The organism is Halococcus salsus (assembly GCF_009900715.1).
Taxonomy (GTDB): Archaea; Halobacteriota; Halobacteria; order Halobacteriales; family Halococcaceae; genus Halococcus; species Halococcus salsus.
The window spans coordinates 126,239-142,574 of sequence record NZ_JAAAJC010000002.1; the positions used below are offsets into that span (position 1 = coordinate 126,239).

A 16,336-nucleotide genomic window follows, 5' to 3' on the forward strand; every position below is an offset into this window, starting at 1 on the left:
CCCGTGAACGGCCGGGACGATCGAGCACGACCAAACGGGAGGCGTTCAGGGGCGGCTTCGGGGAAGCGTGGTTGCGGGAGTGGTCGAAGCGCTCGAATCGTATATCGAGGCCGAAGGGAGCGCGTGATGGGCCGGGCGGATCGCCGTCCGTTCACCGGCCGTGCGAGCGCCGAGGCCGCCTGACCCACACAGCGCGGTGTTTTTGTACCCCGGCCGCGCAATTCTTGCCGTATGAGTCAACAAGTCGCGGAGCCGTTCGAGCAGTACATCGACGGCGAGTGGACCGAGAGGACCGGCGAGGAGACCTTCGAGAGCACGAACCCGGCGACGGGCGAGACGCTCGGCGAGTTCCACCGGGGCACCGACGCGGACGTCGACCGCGCGCTCGCGGCCGCCGACGACGCCTTCGAGGAGTGGGCCGCGCTCTCGTACACCGACCGGGCCGAGTACCTCTGGGAGATCTACAACGAACTCAAGGAGCGCCACGAGGAGCTCGGCGAGGTCGTCACCAAGGAGTGCGGCAAGGAGATCTCGGAGGGGAAGGCCGACGTCAACGAGGCCTGGGACATGGTCGAGTGGGCCGCCGCCGACGCCCGCCGTCCCCACGGCGACGTCGTCCCCTCGGAGATCGCGGGTAAGGACGCCTACATGCGCCGGAAACCGAGGGGCGTGGTCGGCTGCATCACGCCGTGGAACTTCCCGGTCGCGATCCCCTTCTGGCACATGGCGGTCTCGCTGGTCGAGGGCAACACCGTGGTGTGGAAACCCGCCGAGCAGACCCCGTGGTGCGGCCAGATCATCGCCGAGATGTTCGAGAGCACGGGGATCCCGGACGGCGTCTTCAACATGGTCCAAGGCTACGGCGACGCCGGCGAGGCCATCGTCGAGGACGAGCGCGTGGCGACGGTGCTGTTCACCGGATCGGCCGAGGTCGGCCACGAGATCGCCGGCAAGGTCGGTGGCGAGCCCGGCAAGCTCGCGGCGTGTGAGATGGGCGGCAAGAACGGGATCGTCGTGACGAGCGAGGCCGACCTCGACGTCGCGGTCCACTCGGCGGTGATGAGTTCGTTCAAGACGACGGGCCAGCGGTGTGTCTCCGCCGAGCGGATCATCGTCCACGAGGACCTCTACGACGAGTTCAAGGACCGCTTCGTCGAGACCGCGAAGAACGTCTCGGTCGGCGACCCCCTGAACGAGGAGACGTTCATGGGGCCGCTGATCGAGGACGAACACAAGGAGAAGGTCACGGGCTACAACGACCTCGCACACGAGGAAGACGTCGAGGTGCTGGTCGACCGGACCGAACTCGATAGTAGCGAGATCCCCGACGGCCACGAGGACGGCCACTGGGTCGGACCGTTCGTCTACGAGGCCGACCACGAGGCGGACCTGCGGGTCACGAAGGAGGAGGTCTTCGGTCCCCACGTCGCGCTCATGCCCTACGCGGGCGACATCGAGAAAGCCGTCGAGATCCACAACGACACCGAGTACGGGCTGGCGGGGGCGATCATCTCGGAGGACTACCGCGAGATCAACTACTTCCGCGACAACGCCGAGATCGGGCTGGCCTACGGCAACCTCCCGTGTATCGGCGCGGAGATCCAGCTCCCGTTCGGCGGCGTGAAGAAGTCCGGCAACGGCTATCCCAGCGCGCGGGAGGTCATCGAGGCCGTCACCGAGCGCACCGCGTGGACGCTCAACAACGCCGACGGGATCGAGATGGCCCAGGGACTCTCGGCGGACATCCTGACCGACGACGACTGAGTCACACGGGGCTGGAGAGCAGTTCTCGAAAACGGAGCACGAAAGGGGGGGGACGAGGAGCGAGTGGACGAGGGTGGGGTGCGGTGGGCGCTTTGTGCCGGCATGTGACGAGAAAAGCGTCACGTTCCGGCGGTTTTCCCTACCGTCGTCCGCGGGATAAATGGTTCGCTTCGGAACCGGCGGCCCGGTCTCAGACCTCGATCTCGCTCTCGCGCCGGATCGCGGCTTCGAGGTTGTCGAGTTCGCCGTCGAGGTTGCGCTCGAAGAACCGCTCGACGCCGGGGAGCTTCCCCTCAACGGTGAAACGGTTCGTGAGCCGGGTGCCCTCGCCGACGGCTTCGAGGTCGTGTTCGCCGACGACACGCATCACCCGTGACCGCCCGACGAACTCGACGTGGCTCGGCGGGTCGCGCTCGGTGTCCTCGGTTTCGACGGTGATGGTCCGGTTGACGAGCGGCAGCGGCAGCGAGAGGTGCCAAGTGGCGCGGGTGTCGTCGTGCACCTCGAAGGAGTCCACGACGCTGATCGGGCGGGCGCGTTTCCCTGGATCGGCGATGAACTCCCAGACGCGTTCCGGCGGGGCGGCTATCTCGAAGGTGCGTTCGACACGAACAGTCATAGCACGGATAGTGGGTCGCGGGGTAAAAGTCCGCCGAAGACGGCGATGAGAACCGAAGCGGTAGAATCCGGACTACCCGAGGGTGACACGCCAGGTGGTCGACTTCGCCCGGCTCCACTTCTCGATGTCGATGTCCTCGGATTCCTCGGCGAGCCGGGGGAGGCGGACCCCGACCTGCTTGGCGGTGAGGCCGAGCTGGTCGGCGATCTGCTTCGAGCGGAAGTACCGGTCGCCCCGCGAGACGCTGTCGTAGAGATAGGCGAGGATCCGCCGGTCCTCGTCGGTGTAGGTGGTCATTACCCTCGATACGGGCGTGATCGTCTTAACGCTTTTCGACGGGCTTATCGCGCGAGATGGACCGCGCCGACCGCGAGCGAGCCGGCGATCATCGCCGCGGCGAACCCCCAGCTGGCGAGGATCTGGTTCTCGGTGAGCCCGGCGACGAACGCGACGACCGCGCCCGCGATCCCGACCACGACGAACAGCACCGTCAGTCCGACCCCGCGGTCGGTCGTGACGCTTTCGGTAGCCATGGCGGCGCTATCACCGGCGGGGACTTAGGTCGTTCCATCGCAAGGGGTATTCGCGTCCCATCCCGAGGGCAAACCATCTAGATGGGTCGTTTCACCCGGTTGCTGGTCGGCCTCCTCGTGCTCGCAGCCCTCCTCGCGGTCGCCCTCGGTGTGGTCGCGGTCGCCTTCGACCGGCCGTCGATAGTCGACAGCGAGAGCCGTATCGTCGGCGTCAACGCCACGACAACGGTGGTCGAGACCGACCTCACGGTCTCGAACCCCAACCCGGTCGCGGTCCGACTCGGCGACGCCACGGTCGCCACGAACGTCGCCATGAACGGTATCGAGGTGGGAACCGGCACCAAACACGGGATCCGGCTCGACCGGGGAACCACGGACGTCAGCCTCACGACGGTCGTCGACAACCGGAGGATCCCCGACTGGTGGGTCACTCACGTCCGGAACGGCGAACGCACGCGCGTCACCACCACGGCGAACGTCACGCTACCCGTGATCGGGCGAACCGCGACGCTCACGGAGACGACGACGACGCGGACCTCCATCACCGACCGACTGAACTCGAGCGCGCCGCGTCCGATAAACGCGAGCCTGCCCCTGGTCTCGGACCCGATCCTCGTCGTCGAGCGGACCCGCGCGTCGTGGGGCGACGTCACCGCCGAGACCACGCCGCTCGAACTTCGGACTCGACTTCGCAACCCGACGTCGGTCCCGCTCTCGATCACCCGGCTGGACTACACGGTCACGATGAACGGCATCACGGTCGGCAACGGCACGACGGGCACGGCGACCACCGTCCCCGCCGGCGGACAGGGCAGTCTCCGGGCCGAGACCGACATCCGGAACGAGCGGCTCGACGACTGGTGGGTCACGCACGTCCAGCGCGGCCAGCACACCGACCTCCGGATCTCGTTCACCGCGGTGCTCTCGCTGCCGGGTGGCGAGACCGTCCGGGTCCCGCTCGACGGCCTCGAGTACACGACGGCGGTCGACACCGACGTGCTGGCGAACGACAGCACCGCCCGAACGCGACTCGGGGGCCTCCCGAGCCACGAGGATAAACACGCATCTGCGGTGAGCCCCAACCCCGGTCGATGAAGCCGCTCGCCGCCGTCCTCCTCGGACTGCTCGTCGTGCTCGCGGGCTGTTCACAGCTCGCCGGGCCGGTCGACGAGACCGCGACGCCCGCGGGCCCCATCGAGGGCACCGCCGCACCGCCGAACGGCAGCCAGCCCGCGGCCGCCACCGAGACCCGAGTGCCGACCACGGAAGCGCCGACCGCAACGCGAACCGCGACGGCAACAGCGACGGCGACGGCGACCGCGACGCGAACCGCAACAGCGACACGAACGCCGACGGTGACGGCGACACAGACCCCGATGCCGACGGTAACGCGAACCGTCACGGCTACCACGAGACCGACGACGGATCTTCCGTCGGCGACACGGACCCCGTCGCGACCCCCGACGGCGACCGCAGCGGGGAACGGGTCGGGATCGAGGGCGCTGGCGCTCGTCTCGGTCGACGCCGCGAACGAGACCGCCGTGCTCCGCAACACGGGCCAGCGGCGGCTGAACCTCGACGGCTACGCCGTGGACTTCGACGACGGCCAGCGCTACGCCCTGCCGCCGTACTCCCTCGGGTCGGGAGCGACCGTCATGGTCCACACCGGCCGGGGCGACGACACCCGCGGCGACCTCTACGCCGGCTTTCTCTATCCGGTGATCAACGACGGCGGCGACACGGTGCTGGTCGAGGCTCCGAACGGACGGATCGTCGCCGCCGAACGGGTGGGCGGAAACTGACGGATATCGGAGGTCGGCGGGCTTCGAAAATCGTCTGGCTCGTCCGACCCGTTACGTGATCGTCGTGTGGGCCGACTCCTCGTTGAGCGCGAGGTTCGTCGCGATCTCGGCGTTGCGGACGGCGTACTGGGCCGTTTGAGCGAGGCTGACGAGCACGTCGCGCACCCGCAGGAGCGCCTCGTTGTCCATCTCGGGGAGGTCGGTGAGGATCTCGCCCTCGACGTCGTTGATCTCGGCGAAGCGTTCACGCACCGTGAGCGTGAGCTCGAAGTCCCGTTCGACCGCCGCCCGGACCGCGAGTTCGGAGATCTCGTCGACCTGGCCGGTGAACTCCCGGATCCGTCGCATCGTCGGGTCGTCGACTTCGAGGGTGTGGTCGGGAGCTTCGAGCGCGATCTCGGCGATGTCCTCGGCGTTGTCGGCGGTGAGTTCGAGGTTCTTCGCGATCGAACGGTAGCCGATGAGCGGGAAGCCGTCGTCGAGCCCGACCGAGCGGGCGAGGTTCGGGTTCTGGTAGGCGGTGAAGATCAGCCGGAGGAGGAGGACGAATATCTTGTTGGCCTGGCGCTCGCGGTTGAGCGCGCGCTCGGCGAAGTCGGGGTTGCCGAGCGCCAGCGCCTGGATCGCCTCGTCGCGCATCGTCGCGCCCGTGGATTCGAGTCGCTCCAGAAGGTTGTCGAGCGTGAAGTCCTCGGCGTCGACCGAACACCGGATCGCGATCCGTTCCGGGGTCTCCTCGATCACGCCGAGACCCATCAGTTGGGTTTCGGCGTTGTAGACCGCGTTGATGTGCTCGGAATCGAGGCTCCCCTCGGCGACCTCGACGTGGATCACCCGTCGGCCGAGGACGTACTGGGCGACGATAGCGCGCTCGACCGCGGTCGCGTCCATGTTCTCGGCGTGGATCGTCGCCTGGGACTCCTCGGCCTCGGCCGATTCGGGCAGTACCGTCAGGGTGCCTTTCCCCCCGGTGCGGAGCGACACCTCGTCGCCCTTCTCGACGCTGTGAGCGCGGGCCCACTCCGCTGGGAGGGTCATCGCCAGCGTCGACGGCCCCAACCGCTGAACCTTTCGTGTCTCTACCATGCCTCCCCTACCGTTCCCATACACCTTAATCCTCACTGTACTTCTTTAGAGATCGTAGAGTTCGTACTAGCGATACCGACGGACCGCCGAGGGGACCTATCGGTTCGTCCGAAGCCGAACCGGGGAACTCGAGGTCGAAGGGGACGGGGCGATCCCGTCGTTCGTCAACCGACGATCGTCACGGGGATCGAGGCACTTCGGGCGATCGCCTCGGCGACGCTCCCGAGCAGGAGGCGTGTCGCGCCCGACCGGCCGTGGCTGCCGACCACGATGTGGTCGATGTCGTGTTCGTCCGCGTAGCCGACGACGGTCTCGCTCGGGACGCCGTCCTCGACGACGGTGGTGACGTCGACCCCCCGCTCGTCGGCCATCTCGGTCGCCGCCGCCTCGACCGACTCGCTCTTCTCGATCGCCTCGTCGTGCCAGCGCTTGCCGAGACCCCCCTCGGCCGAATCGTAGCCCCACTCGGCGGGGTCGAGAACGTGGATCACGGTGATCTCGTCGTTCGGGTACTCGGCGAGCGCGTGGTCGAGCGCACTGCGTGCCTGCCTCGAATCGTCGAACGGTACGAGAACACGTTTCGTCATGTGGGGTGTTTCACAGCCGCATGGAAGAACCTGCCGCCCGGCTGTGATCTACCGAACCAGCGAGAGGAGTTCGCACGCGAGCACGGTCTCGCCGTCGGCTTTCTCGACGGTGATCCCGTAGCGGATCGTGCCGTTCGCGCGCGGGTGCTCGCGCTTGGCTTTTTCGAGCACCTCGACCGTGACGTGGATCGTATCGCCGATGTAGGTGGGGGCGGTGAAGCGCAGCGAATCGACCCCGTAGAAGGCGATGACGTCGTCGCGTTCGTCCGGGCTCCGGGACTGCCAGAGCAGCCCCGTCATCGCCGAGAAGACGAACGCGCCGTGGACGATCCGCTCGCCGTACTCGGTCCCCGCCATCCGCTCGGCGTCGGTGTGGTGGTGGTTGAAGTCGCCGCTCACGCCCGCGAAGTTCGTCACGTCGGCTTCCGTGACCGTCCGCCGGGCCGTCTCGTAGGTGTCGCCGACCGAGAGCGACTCGAAGGTCGTCACTCGGACCCCCGGAACAGCCGATAGCTCGTCCGGCCGACAGCGACGTCCTTTCGCTCGCCGTTCGGCGCGGTGCTGGAGACCGTGGCGTCGGTGACGCCCATCGACCCGCCGGCACGGAGCACCTCAGCCTCGACGGTGAGGTCGTCCGTGGCCGGCCGGAGATACGAGACGTCGAGGTCGGTGGTCGTGAGCTGCGCCGCCGCGGGGTCCTCGAAGGTCGAACGGAGCGCGAAGCCGCTCGCGGTGTCGACGAGGGTGGCGGTGACGCCGCCGTGGACGTTGCCCTCACCACCGGCCACGAGGTTCGCGAACTTCTCGTCGTAGGGCACGCGGAGCACCACCCGGCCGTCCTCGACCGCGTCGAGTTCGATCCCGAGCCACGAGAAGAGGCCGTGTTCGTCGACGACCGACTCGAACCCGGCCCGCTGGTCCGCCGAGAGCTCGGTCATCGTCCCTCGACCGGTTCGCCGCCCTCGTCGTACTCGTAGAAGCCCGCACCCGCCTCGACGCCGGTGTGGCCGTCCTCGACGAGTTCCCGGAGGGAGTCGGCGGGTTTGAAGCGCTCCTCGCCGGTCTCCTCGTGGAGGGCTTCGAGTTTGTCGAGTATCGCGTCGAGTCCTTCGCGGTCGGCCCGGCGACACGGGCCCTCGGAGAAGCCCGCGCCGAGGCGCATCCCGGTGTCGACCGCGTCGGGCGTCGCCACGTCGTTCCCGACGAGCTTCGCGGCCTCGTTCACCATCCGGGCCTCCACTCGAAGCGTGTCGAACCCCTCGCCGTCGCCTTCCTCGTAGTCCGGGCCGTCGCCGTCCTCGTAGTCGTAGTAACCTTTCCCCGTCTTGCGACCGAGGTCGCCGGCTTCGACCTTCGCCTCGATGAACGGCGGGTTGGTGATACCCGCCTCCTCACGGACCGAGTAGCCGATGTCGATCCCGGTGAGGTCGGCGAGCTCGAACGGCCCCATCGGATACCCACGTCGATGGACCATCGCCGCGTCGGCCTCCCGCACCGTGGCCTCGTCGTTCGAGACCATCCACGCGGGTTCGGTCATGAACGGGCCGAGCACGCTGTTGACCACGAAGCCCTGGACGTCCTTCCGGACGTAGATCGGGGTCTTGCCGAGCGACTCCGCGAATCCGTAGGCGGTCTCGGCGGTCTCGTCCGAGGTTCGCTCGCCGTAGATGACTTCGACCAGTCCCATCTTCACCGGGGGGTTGAAGAAGTGGGTCCCGACGACCTGCTCCTCCCGATCCGTGGCGCTCGCGATCTCGGTGATCGAGAGCGAGGAGGTGTTCGAGGCGAGGACCGCGTGCTCGGGCGCGAGCTCGTCGAGTTCGCTGTAGATCTCCTTTTTGAGCGCCATCCGTTCCGGCGCGACCTCGATCACGAGGTCCGCGTCGCCGACCGCGGTTTCGAGGTCGGTGGTGGTCTCGATCCGCGAGAGGATCCCCTCAGGATCGTCGATTTTCCCCCCGTCGGCGAGTTTCCCGAGGCTCCACTCGATGTTCTCGTAGCCCGACTCGACGAACTCGTCTTCGATGTCGCGCATCACCACGTCGTAGCCGCCCATCGCGACTACCTCGGTGATGCCGTGACCCATGTTGCCCGCGCCGAGCACCGCCACTCGGTCGATGTCGCCGGTTTCCATACGTAACCGTCTCCCCCGATGTAGTTAACGACGGTGATCGTTTCGTCCGGCCCGTCCCACGACGGCGGACGGGACTACAGCGGCTCGTCGCCCTCGATGATCCGGACCGCGCGCTCGGCGAGCTCCGGCACCCCGGTCTCCATCCGAGGGTAGAGCGGGTCGTCGGCGTTGCCCTCCAGGTAGCGCCGGAAGAACATCTCGCCGAGCCCCGCGAGCTTGTAGACCGCGAGCGCGCGGTAGAAGCGGTCGTGCTCGTACTCGATCCCGGTCTTCGCCTCGTAGCGTTCGACGAGTTCCTGCCGGGTGGGGTACCCCTCGCGGGTCATGAACGTCGCGTTGAGCGACTCGGTCGCCTGGGGTGGTGCGGGGTCCTTCTCGTCCCACCAGTACGACAGCATCCAGCCCAGGTCCACGAGCGGGTTCCCCAGCGTGCTCAACTCCCAGTCGAACACCGCGACGACCGCCGGTGGCGTGTCCGGCCCGAACATCACGTTGTCGAGTTTGTAGTCACCCTGTACGAGCGTGTGTTCGGGCGCTTCGGGTGTGTTCTCCGTGAGCCACTCCATCACGTCGTAGAGTTCGGGCACCTCGCGCTCCTCGCTCGTGACGTCGAACGCCCACGTCAGCTGTTCGGACCACCGCTTCACCTGGCGCTCGGTGAACCCGTCGGGATAGCCGAACTCGCCGAGCCCCACTGCCTCGTAGTCGACGGCGTGGATCTCGGCGAGGCCGTCGACGAGCTCCTCGCCCACTCGCTTTCGATGGTCGGGCGCGGCGAAGCGCTCGGGTTCGTCGTCCCGAAGCACGTCGCCCGCGACGCGCTCCATGACGTAGAAATCACAGCCGAGGACGGAGTGGTCCTCGCAGGCGAGCACCGTCGGTGGGACCCGAACCTGGGAGTCCTGCAGTGCATCCATCACGCGATACTCCCGGAGGACGTCGTGGGCGGTGTCGGCGACCTCGCCCGGCGGCGGCCGACGAACCACGAGGTCGCGGTCGCCCCACTCGACGAACAAGGTCTCGTTCGAGTGGCCCTCCTGGTGGTGGCTGATGTCGTACTCGTCGACCGGTCCGAGTTCGGATTCGAAGTAATCCGTGAGCGCGTCCTCATCCACGATCCGCGAGAAGTACTCGTCACTCATGGTCGGTGTGGCTGGAGTCGAGGTGGATCGGCGATCTCGTTACCATTGGTAGGGAGGTTGTGACTCGGGGTACGAATAACTGCGGGTCACACCTCCACTGGTCGACGACCGGGGCCTATCGTTTTACAATGTTGTGCGGGCAAGGGTGGGCATGGAGTACAACGACTCCGCGACGGCGGCCGACCTCAGGCAACGCGCCCACGAGTTCATGGAGGAGGTCGTCCTCCCCGCCGAACGCGCCCACGACGAGGGCGAGGTCGTCCCGCACGAGACCATCGCCGACCTCCGGGAGTCCGCCCGGGAGTACGACGTCTACGCGCCTCAGATCCCGGAGGAGTATGGAGGCATGGGTCTCGACCTCCGGGACGTGCTGCCGCTGTTCGAGGAGGCGGGTCGGAGCCTGCTCGGCGCGCCCGCAATGCGGGTCGACGCACCCGACGAGGGCAACATGCACACCCTCGAACTCGTCGGGACGGAATTGCAGAAAGAGGAGTGGCTCCGGCCGCTCGTCGCAGGTGAGATCAACTCGGCCTTCGGGATGACCGAGCCGGCTCCCGGCGGCGGGTCGGATCCCAAGATGCTCCGGACGACCGCCGAAAAAGTGGATGACGAGTGGGTCATCGACGGCCACAAGTGGTGGACCACCCAGGGGAGCGCCGCCGACGTCATCCTCCTGATGGCGCGAACGGACCAGGATGCCCACCCTTATGCGGGGTGTTCGATCATCCTCGTGCCCACCGACACCGAGGGCGTCGAGGTCGTTCGCGACATCCCCCACCTCGGGCCGGCAAGCTCGTCGGAAGGTCACGCCGAGGTCTGCTTCGACGACGTTCGCGTGCCCGCCGAGAACCTGCTGGGTGAGGAGAACGAGGGGTTCACGATCGCTCAACAGCGCCTCGGGCCTGCACGGTTGACCCACTGTATGCGCTTTTCGGGGATGGCCAGTCGAGCACTCACGGTGGCGAAGACCTACATGAGCGACCGCGAGGCGTTCGGGTCCTCCATCGCGGACAAGCAGGCCCAGCGCTTCGCCGTCGCGGAGGCCGAGACCCAGCTTCACGCCGCCCGGACGATGGTCCGGGACGCTGCCGAGAAGATTGCACAGGGCGAAGAGGCCCGCGTCGAGGTCTCGATGAGCAAGGTGTTCGCCGCCCGCGTCGCCCAGGAGACCATCGATCTCGCCGTGCAATGCTGTGGCGGGGCCGGTATTAGTAGAGATCTGCCGCTCGCGGACTTCTACGAGGCGGTGCGCGCGTTCCGGATCATCGACGGTACCGACGAAGTCCATAAGCGGACCATCGCGCGCGACGCCTTCGACGAGGACGCGATCCGCCCCGAAGAACTCGGGTCACTGCCGCGATTCGGGGAATAAACACATGGCTCGGGCGGGCGACGGACGACGAATGGGGTGGATTCGAGGAACCTGGACTTCGACTGGGGTCTCGGTAGCTGTCGGAGCCGCGTTCGGAACGCTGAGTTTTCTTTGCCTGCTCGTGGTCATCTTGGCCACCGACGCGGAGACGATCCCGCAGACGAAACAAGGGTGGTGGATGTTTCTCGCCTTCTTCGTAGTCGGAAACCTCGTCACGGTCGGCGCTCCGGTCGCGTTCTTCCGCCGATTCGGGTTCGTTTCGCCGTTGTTCGTACTTGGAGCCGACCTACTCTTCTGGCTGTTTCTCGCCGGCGAAGGTGACGCACCTGGATATTTCTTCGCGGTCGCGCTCTGGCCGGTCTATCTGACCATCTACGTGCTTGCCGTCGTCATCGAAGGGTTCGTTCGCACTGGCGGCTTCCCGTCAACTTCGTCGGCTCTGTAGCCCACTACGGGTGAAAGGACCGTTTCGCTGCGCCGGCAGGCCGAGGAGTTTTGCCCGTGCATCGTCACCGACTCACATGGACGACGAGGACCTCCGGTTCGCGGCCCAGGCCATCCGCGAGGCCGACCACGTGGTCGCGATGACCGGGGCGGGGGTGAGCACCAACTCGGGAATTCCCGACTTCCGGGGCGAGGAGGGGCTCTGGAAGACCCACGACCCCGCCGACTTCCACCTCTCGCGGTTCGAGGCGAGTCCGGGAGAATTCTGGCGCGACCGGCTCGAGATCGACGCCGCGCGCCACGGCGAACAGGTCGTGCCGAACCCGGCCCACGAGGCGCTCGCCGACCTCGAATCGGCGGGGAACCTCGACGCGCTGATCACCCAGAACATCGACGGCCTCCACCCGAAGGCGGGCTCCCAGCACGTCGTCGAACTCCATGGCTCGGGCGAGCGCGTCGTCTGTCGCGACTGCGGGCGGCGGTTCCCGGCGGCCCCGGTTCGCGAGCGGGTCCGAGGTGGGGAGACGCCACCCCGCTGTGCGGACTGCGGCGGGGTGCTCAAACCCGACGTGGTGCTGTTCGGCGAACAGCTCCCACAGGCCGCGCTGCTCGAAGCCCACGCGCTCGCCGAGAGCGCCGACGTCTTCCTCGTGGTCGGGTCGTCGCTCTCGGTCGAGCCCGCGGCGTCGCTACCCGGAACGGCCGCCGACCACGGCGCGACGATGGTCGTGGTGAACCTCGACCGAACCCCGCTCTCCGGGCGCGTCGAGTACGACTTCCGGGCCGACGCCGCCGACCTGCTCCCGCGACTGGCGGCGGCGGTCGACGACGGGGCGGCCGCTCGGGATTCCGCTCCGTCGTAGCGCTTCCCGTCTCCTCGCCCTACTTCGAGACGAACTCCGCACCCGGCGCGTTCCGCATCACGCTTCGTGCGCCCTTCAACGCGTTCGCTTTCGTCGTGTAGCCCTCGCCGCTGGTGGCGATGATGTTGCCGTTGCGATGGACCAGCCGCCAGCGGTGCTCGTCGGCCCGGTCACGGAAGACTTCGAATCGCGCGAGGCTGTCCGGGGGGCGCGGCGTGACGTCGACGACGTCTTCGGCGTCCGCTTCGGGTTGGGTCCCGTCATCCGCCTCCTCCCACTCGATCTCGAACTCGATGCTGGTCTCGGTGGTATCGTCCTCGACCTCGCGCTCGACTTCGACCTCGAAGGTCGGCCGCTCCGGCGGCTGGACGGTGACGGACTGGCCGTCGGACTTCAGCGTCACCGGGCCGTCGCCGGCGAGTTCAGCCGCCGCCGCACCGAGGACACGCGCGATCTCGGCGCGGCTTCGGGGCTCCTCGGTCTCGAAAAGGGTTTCCTCCATAAGGGAAACTACGCTCGCCCCGGGCATAAACCGAGTGGCGACGCCGGTTCGGGTCGCCTCAGGCCGCGGCGTAGGAGGTGTCGAGGTACTCCACGATCCGATCCGATTCGCCCATCGTGATGCCGCGCTCGTCGTCCACGAGCACGGGGACGTCGCGCTGGCCCGAGACGCGTTTGACCTCGTCGCGCTTCGAGTGGAGCGCCTCGACCCACTCGCTCTCGAACTCGATGTCGAGCTCGTCGAGTCGATCGACGACCTGTTCGCAGTGCGGGCAGCCTTCGAGGCGGTAGAGCGTGACCGTCATACCCGAATTCGGTGCGCCATCGACAAAAGCGTCCCGCCGACGAAGGGTTATGCGGACGGCGCGAACCGGACCGCATGCGACTCGACGGCGTTCGCGTTCTCGACCTCACGCGCTACCTCCCCGGTCCCTACGCGACTCAACTCCTCGCCGACGCCGGAGCCGACGTCATCAAGATCGAAGACCCCGCGGGCGACCCGGCCCGCCACCTCGACTTCGCGCCCGACTCGGCCGACGGAACGCTGTTCGACGCGGTGAACCGGGGCAAGCGAAGCGTCGCGCTCGACCTGAAGACCGAGGCCGGGACGGCGGCGTTTCTCGCCCTCGCACGCGATGCCGACGTGGTCATCGAGGGCTTCCGACCGGGTGTCGCCGACCGGCTCGGGGTTGGCGACGAGGCGGTCCGCGAGCAGGTCCCCGATATCGTCTACTGCTCGCTGTCGGGTTACGGCGCGACCGGACCCTACGAGACCCGTGCCGGTCACGACCTCAACTACGTCGCGTTCGCGGGGCTGCTCGATACGAACCGCGCGAACGAGTCCGAAGCCCCGCGGGTCCCCGGTATCCAGGTCGGCGATATGACCGGCGGGCTGTTCGCCGCCTTCTCGGTCGCCGGCGCGCTCTGTTCGCGCGCGCTCGGCAACACCGACGGCGAACACCTCGACATCGCCATCACCGACGTCCTGCTCTCGGTCTCGCAGTCGCTCGCGCCGGCCGCGTTCGGGGACGACCCACCGCGACCGGGTGAGACGGCACTCGCGGGAGCACTCCCGTGGTACGGGGTGTACGAGACCGCCGACGGGCGGTACGTCAGCCTCGGGGCGCTCGAACCCGTCTTCTGGGAGCGCTTCTGCGAGACCGTCGACCGACCCGACCTCGTCGAGGCTCACGGGACCGAGGACGGGGCCACCCGAGCCGCGCTCCGCGAGGAACTCGACGCCATCTTCGCCGGCCGAACCCACGAGGAGTGGGAAGAGCTGTTCGCCGACACGGACGCGACCGTCGAGCCGGTCCGGAGCCTCGGCGAGGCGCTCTCCCATCCCCAGACCGAATCGCGCGAGCTCGTCGAACGCGGCCCGGGACCGGCACGGGTCGGGTTTCCGGCGCGGTCGTCCGCTCCCGCCGAGCCAGGAGGAGGCGTACCGGGGCACGGCGAGCACACGGCGTCAGTGCTTCGGGAGGCTGGCTACAGGGACGGCGACCTCGACCGGCTTCGTGCGGTGGACGCGGCGGTGTTCGGCGGTTGACCGGCCGGTTCAATCGTGTCCGTTGGGGCGGCGGTCGACGAGCACGGACCGGTCGAGGTCGTCGAAGCTCGTGTGTCCCGCGAGCGCGAGTGTCAGGTCGAGGTCGGCACGGAGGTTCTCGACCACGTTCTCGACCCCTGCCTCGCCGTCGAGCGCCAGCCCGTAGGCGTAGGGCCGGCCGAGCAGGGTGCAGTCGGCCCCGAGCGCGAGCGCCGTAGCGACGTCCGAACCCCCGCGTATGCCGCTGTCGAACAGTACGGGCACGTCGACCGCGTCGACTATCCCGGGCAGCGCCGCGAGCGCGCCGACCGCGCCGTCTACCTGGCGGCCGCCGTGGTTCGAGACGATCACCCCGTCCGCGCCGCACTCGACCGCCCGTTTCGCGTCGTCGGGATGGAGCACGCCCTTGACGATGAGTGGAAGGTCCGTCTCGTCGCGGAGGTCGGCCAGGTCGTCCCACGTCAGCGACGGATCGCCGAAGACGTCGACGAACTCCATCACGGCCGCGGCCTCGTTTTCCTCCGGTGGTTGGTCGAGCCGGTCGCGGAACGCGGGGTCCGAAAAGTAGTTCGCCACGCCCTCGCCGTCGAGGAAGGGGAGATAGCCCTGCTCGATGTCGCGCTCGCGCCAGCCCAAGAGGGGCGTGTCGAGCGTGACCACGATGCCGTCGTAGCCCGCGTTCTCGGCGCGCTCGACGAAGCTCGACGCGATGGCGGGGTCGGCCGACCAGTAGAGCTGGAACCACTTCGGAACCTCACCGAGCTCGTCGGCAACGGCTTCGAGGGTGTACGAGGACGCCGAACTCAGACACATGGGGACGTCGAGGTCGGCGGCCGCGCGCGCCACTGCGAGTTCGCCCTCGTCGTGGACGATCGAGAGCACGCCGAGCGGGGCCAACATCACGGGGATATCGAACTCACGGTCGAAGGGGCTCACGCGGAGGTCGCGTTCGGAGACGTCCCGGAGCATTCGGGGGACGATCCGCCAGTCGGCGAACGCGCGACGGTTCTCCGAAACGGTGTCCTCGGTGCCGGCCCCGCCCGCGACGTAGGCCGCCACCTCGTCGCTCATCGCCTCCAGGGCTCGCCGTTCGAGGTCCGCGTACCGCACCGGCCCGTCCGGGGGCTGGTCGGCGAGCATCCCCGAGGCGTAGACGTTCTGCTGGCGATGTTCGCCGTAGGGCTCCGAGGGGTCGTCCATGACCGCCCTTCGACGGTGGACTGGAAATAGGTTGAGCCGGTTATTCGCGTTCCACACCGACGACGTCGAGGAGTTCGAGCGGGTTCTCGATCCGGTAGTCGACGACGGGGTCGTCGGGGGCGGCGTCGGCCGCACTTCCACCCAACGCCACGGTGTGGATCCCGACCCCCGACGCGCCCTCCATGTCGTTTCGGTAGCGGTCGCCGACCATCACCGCCCGTTCGGGTTCGACGTCGGCCTTTTCGAGCGCCGTCTCGAACATCGCGGGGTCGGGCTTGGTCCGTCCGACCGCCTCTGAGGTCGTCGTCGCGTCGAGATGGGGCACGACCCCGAACTGGTCGAGGAGGCGTTCGGCCTCCCAGGTGTCGATGTCGCTGACGACGCCCTGGTGGAGGCGGCCGTCGAGCCGCCGGATGGTCTCGACGGTCTCCGGAACCGGTTCGAGGACCTCGGCGGTCGCGCGCTCGAACGCCGGCAGCCACTCGTCTTCGGGGACCTCGCGGCCGACCATCGCCGCGACCGCTCGCGCGTAGCCCTCGCGGGCGCTCGCGAACTCCGTGCCGTCGCGGTCGCGGAAGTGTGCCCCGAGTTCGTCGCGCCAGGTTTCGAGCGCGTCGTCACCGAGGTCGAACCGCTCGGCGAGGGTCTCGACGAACGCGCGGTGGCCCCGTCGAACGGAGTCGAGGTCGAGGACGACCCCGCCGATGTCCCAGAAGACGGCGTCGTATCGGGTGGCCATG

General features: G+C 68.0%; 20 protein-coding genes. 7 read left to right on the forward strand and 13 right to left on the reverse strand.

Annotation, left to right across the window (positions count from 1 at the left end; genetic code table 11):
• Positions 1-231: 231 nt before the first annotated feature.
• A complete protein-coding gene (locus GT355_RS07750; RefSeq protein ID WP_160134133.1) occupies positions 232-1,764 on the forward strand; it encodes an aldehyde dehydrogenase family protein in 1,533 nt (510 codons plus the stop codon).
• Positions 1,765-1,954: 190 nt separating this feature from the next.
• On the opposite strand, the gene GT355_RS07755 is transcribed toward GT355_RS07750, so the two are convergent.
• The 3 genes from GT355_RS07755 to GT355_RS07765 form a co-directional block, all read right to left on the reverse strand.
• The gene (locus GT355_RS07755) at positions 1,955-2,383 is read right to left on the reverse strand and encodes an SRPBCC family protein (protein WP_120074587.1); all 429 of its coding nucleotides are present in this window, start codon (positions 2,381-2,383) and stop codon (positions 1,955-1,957) included.
• Between the two features lie 72 nt (positions 2,384-2,455).
• Positions 2,456-2,680: a DUF7123 family protein gene (locus tag GT355_RS07760; RefSeq protein ID WP_160134134.1), complete on the reverse strand. Its 225-nt coding sequence runs from the start codon at positions 2,678-2,680 to the stop codon at positions 2,456-2,458.
• A gap of 44 nt (positions 2,681-2,724) precedes the next feature.
• On the reverse strand, positions 2,725-2,916 hold the full coding sequence (locus GT355_RS07765) for a DUF7525 family protein (RefSeq protein ID WP_120074583.1): 192 nt from the start codon (positions 2,914-2,916) through the stop codon (positions 2,725-2,727).
• A gap of 81 nt (positions 2,917-2,997) precedes the next feature.
• On the opposite strand from GT355_RS07765, the gene GT355_RS07770 reads away from it, so the two are divergent.
• The gene (locus tag GT355_RS07770; RefSeq protein ID WP_160134135.1) at positions 2,998-4,011 is read left to right on the forward strand and encodes an LEA/WHy family protein; all 1,014 of its coding nucleotides are present in this window, start codon (positions 2,998-3,000) and stop codon (positions 4,009-4,011) included.
• Entirely contained in the window at positions 4,008-4,718 is a 711-nt protein-coding gene (locus GT355_RS07775; protein WP_160134136.1) for a lamin tail domain-containing protein, read from the forward strand. Before GT355_RS07770 ends, GT355_RS07775 begins: the two co-directional genes overlap by 4 nt.
• A 51-nt stretch (positions 4,719-4,769) precedes the next feature.
• Here the strand turns inward: GT355_RS07775 and GT355_RS07780 are convergent, their stop codons facing one another.
• The 6 genes from GT355_RS07780 to GT355_RS07805 form a co-directional block, all read right to left on the reverse strand.
• Positions 4,770-5,804: a phosphate uptake regulator PhoU gene (locus GT355_RS07780; protein ID WP_120074577.1), complete on the reverse strand. Its 1,035-nt coding sequence runs from the start codon at positions 5,802-5,804 to the stop codon at positions 4,770-4,772.
• A gap of 164 nt (positions 5,805-5,968) precedes the next feature.
• On the reverse strand, positions 5,969-6,391 hold the full coding sequence (locus GT355_RS07785) for a universal stress protein (RefSeq protein WP_160134137.1): 423 nt from the start codon (positions 6,389-6,391) through the stop codon (positions 5,969-5,971).
• Positions 6,392-6,439: 48 nt separating this feature from the next.
• Positions 6,440-6,880, reverse strand: coding sequence for a MaoC/PaaZ C-terminal domain-containing protein (locus tag GT355_RS07790; RefSeq protein WP_160134138.1), 441 nt, complete (start codon positions 6,878-6,880; stop codon positions 6,440-6,442).
• Positions 6,877-7,329, reverse strand: coding sequence for a PaaI family thioesterase (locus GT355_RS07795; protein ID WP_160134139.1), 453 nt, complete (start codon positions 7,327-7,329; stop codon positions 6,877-6,879). Before GT355_RS07795 ends, GT355_RS07790 begins: the two co-directional genes overlap by 4 nt.
• Positions 7,326-8,525, reverse strand: coding sequence for a 3-hydroxyacyl-CoA dehydrogenase (locus GT355_RS07800; protein WP_160134140.1), 1,200 nt, complete (start codon positions 8,523-8,525; stop codon positions 7,326-7,328). Before GT355_RS07800 ends, GT355_RS07795 begins: the two co-directional genes overlap by 4 nt.
• A 74-nt stretch (positions 8,526-8,599) precedes the next feature.
• Positions 8,600-9,667 carry a phosphotransferase family protein gene (locus GT355_RS07805; protein WP_160134141.1) on the reverse strand — a complete coding sequence of 356 codons (1,068 nt, stop codon included), beginning with the start codon at positions 9,665-9,667 and terminating at the stop codon, positions 8,600-8,602.
• Between the two features lie 151 nt (positions 9,668-9,818).
• On the opposite strand from GT355_RS07805, the gene GT355_RS07810 reads away from it, so the two are divergent.
• The 3 genes from GT355_RS07810 (at position 9,819) to GT355_RS07820 (ending at position 12,346) form a co-directional block, all read left to right on the forward strand.
• Positions 9,819-11,039, forward strand: a complete 1,221-nt coding sequence (locus GT355_RS07810) for an acyl-CoA dehydrogenase family protein (protein ID WP_160134142.1) — start codon at positions 9,819-9,821, stop codon at positions 11,037-11,039.
• Positions 11,040-11,169: 130 nt separating this feature from the next.
• On the forward strand, positions 11,170-11,484 hold the full coding sequence (locus GT355_RS07815) for a hypothetical protein (RefSeq protein ID WP_205250436.1): 315 nt from the start codon (positions 11,170-11,172) through the stop codon (positions 11,482-11,484).
• A gap of 76 nt (positions 11,485-11,560) precedes the next feature.
• On the forward strand, positions 11,561-12,346 hold the full coding sequence (locus GT355_RS07820; protein WP_160134144.1) for an SIR2 family NAD-dependent protein deacylase: 786 nt from the start codon (positions 11,561-11,563) through the stop codon (positions 12,344-12,346).
• Positions 12,347-12,365: 19 nt separating this feature from the next.
• On the opposite strand, the gene GT355_RS07825 is transcribed toward GT355_RS07820, so the two are convergent.
• Positions 12,366-12,848 (reverse strand): amphi-Trp domain-containing protein, encoded by a 483-nt coding sequence (locus tag GT355_RS07825; RefSeq protein ID WP_160134145.1) that lies wholly within the window; start codon positions 12,846-12,848, stop codon positions 12,366-12,368.
• A gap of 58 nt (positions 12,849-12,906) precedes the next feature.
• Positions 12,907-13,152 (reverse strand): glutaredoxin family protein, encoded by a 246-nt coding sequence (locus GT355_RS07830; RefSeq protein ID WP_160134146.1) that lies wholly within the window; start codon positions 13,150-13,152, stop codon positions 12,907-12,909.
• Positions 13,153-13,226: 74 nt separating this feature from the next.
• On the opposite strand from GT355_RS07830, the gene GT355_RS07835 reads away from it, so the two are divergent.
• The gene (locus tag GT355_RS07835; RefSeq protein ID WP_160134147.1) at positions 13,227-14,396 is read left to right on the forward strand and encodes a CaiB/BaiF CoA transferase family protein; all 1,170 of its coding nucleotides are present in this window, start codon (positions 13,227-13,229) and stop codon (positions 14,394-14,396) included.
• 9 nt (positions 14,397-14,405) lie between these two features.
• Here GT355_RS07835 and GT355_RS07840 read toward each other — a convergent pair whose 3' ends face one another.
• Both GT355_RS07840 and GT355_RS07845 read right to left on the reverse strand, forming a co-directional pair.
• Complete coding sequence (locus tag GT355_RS07840) at positions 14,406-15,596, reverse strand: alpha-hydroxy-acid oxidizing protein (protein ID WP_160134148.1); 1,191 nt, start codon at positions 15,594-15,596, stop codon at positions 14,406-14,408.
• Between the two features lie 40 nt (positions 15,597-15,636).
• On the reverse strand, positions 15,637-16,335 hold the full coding sequence (locus GT355_RS07845; protein ID WP_160134149.1) for an HAD family hydrolase: 699 nt from the start codon (positions 16,333-16,335) through the stop codon (positions 15,637-15,639).
• Position 16,336: the final 1 nt, after the last annotated feature.

Excerpts from the sequence above, each read along its gene's own strand:
- GT355_RS07760 (WP_160134134.1), bottom strand. The coding sequence starts at position 2,680 with ATGACCACCTACACCGACGAGGACCGGCGGATCCTCGCCTATCTCTAC.
- GT355_RS07795 (WP_160134139.1), bottom strand. The coding sequence starts at position 7,329 with ATGACCGAGCTCTCGGCGGACCAGCGGGCCGGGTTCGAGTCGGTCGTC.
- GT355_RS07830 (WP_160134146.1), bottom strand. The coding sequence starts at position 13,152 with ATGACGGTCACGCTCTACCGCCTCGAAGGCTGCCCGCACTGCGAACAG.
- GT355_RS07755 (WP_120074587.1), bottom strand. The coding sequence starts at position 2,383 with ATGACTGTTCGTGTCGAACGCACCTTCGAGATAGCCGCCCCGCCGGAA.
- GT355_RS07845 (WP_160134149.1), bottom strand. The coding sequence starts at position 16,335 with ATGGCCACCCGATACGACGCCGTCTTCTGGGACATCGGCGGGGTCGTC.
- GT355_RS07810 (WP_160134142.1), top strand. The coding sequence starts at position 9,819 with ATGGAGTACAACGACTCCGCGACGGCGGCCGACCTCAGGCAACGCGCC.
- GT355_RS07785 (WP_160134137.1), bottom strand. The coding sequence starts at position 6,391 with ATGACGAAACGTGTTCTCGTACCGTTCGACGATTCGAGGCAGGCACGC.
- GT355_RS07835 (WP_160134147.1), top strand. The coding sequence starts at position 13,227 with ATGCGACTCGACGGCGTTCGCGTTCTCGACCTCACGCGCTACCTCCCC.
- GT355_RS07840 (WP_160134148.1), bottom strand. The coding sequence starts at position 15,596 with ATGGACGACCCCTCGGAGCCCTACGGCGAACATCGCCAGCAGAACGTC.
- GT355_RS07825 (WP_160134145.1), bottom strand. The coding sequence starts at position 12,848 with ATGGAGGAAACCCTTTTCGAGACCGAGGAGCCCCGAAGCCGCGCCGAG.
- GT355_RS07780 (WP_120074577.1), bottom strand. The coding sequence starts at position 5,804 with ATGGTAGAGACACGAAAGGTTCAGCGGTTGGGGCCGTCGACGCTGGCG.
- GT355_RS07750 (WP_160134133.1), top strand. The coding sequence starts at position 232 with ATGAGTCAACAAGTCGCGGAGCCGTTCGAGCAGTACATCGACGGCGAG.
- GT355_RS07775 (WP_160134136.1), top strand. The coding sequence starts at position 4,008 with ATGAAGCCGCTCGCCGCCGTCCTCCTCGGACTGCTCGTCGTGCTCGCG.
- GT355_RS07765 (WP_120074583.1), bottom strand. The coding sequence starts at position 2,916 with ATGGCTACCGAAAGCGTCACGACCGACCGCGGGGTCGGACTGACGGTG.
- GT355_RS07800 (WP_160134140.1), bottom strand. The coding sequence starts at position 8,525 with ATGGAAACCGGCGACATCGACCGAGTGGCGGTGCTCGGCGCGGGCAAC.
- GT355_RS07805 (WP_160134141.1), bottom strand. The coding sequence starts at position 9,667 with ATGAGTGACGAGTACTTCTCGCGGATCGTGGATGAGGACGCGCTCACG.
- GT355_RS07770 (WP_160134135.1), top strand. The coding sequence starts at position 2,998 with ATGGGTCGTTTCACCCGGTTGCTGGTCGGCCTCCTCGTGCTCGCAGCC.
- GT355_RS07820 (WP_160134144.1), top strand. The coding sequence starts at position 11,561 with ATGGACGACGAGGACCTCCGGTTCGCGGCCCAGGCCATCCGCGAGGCC.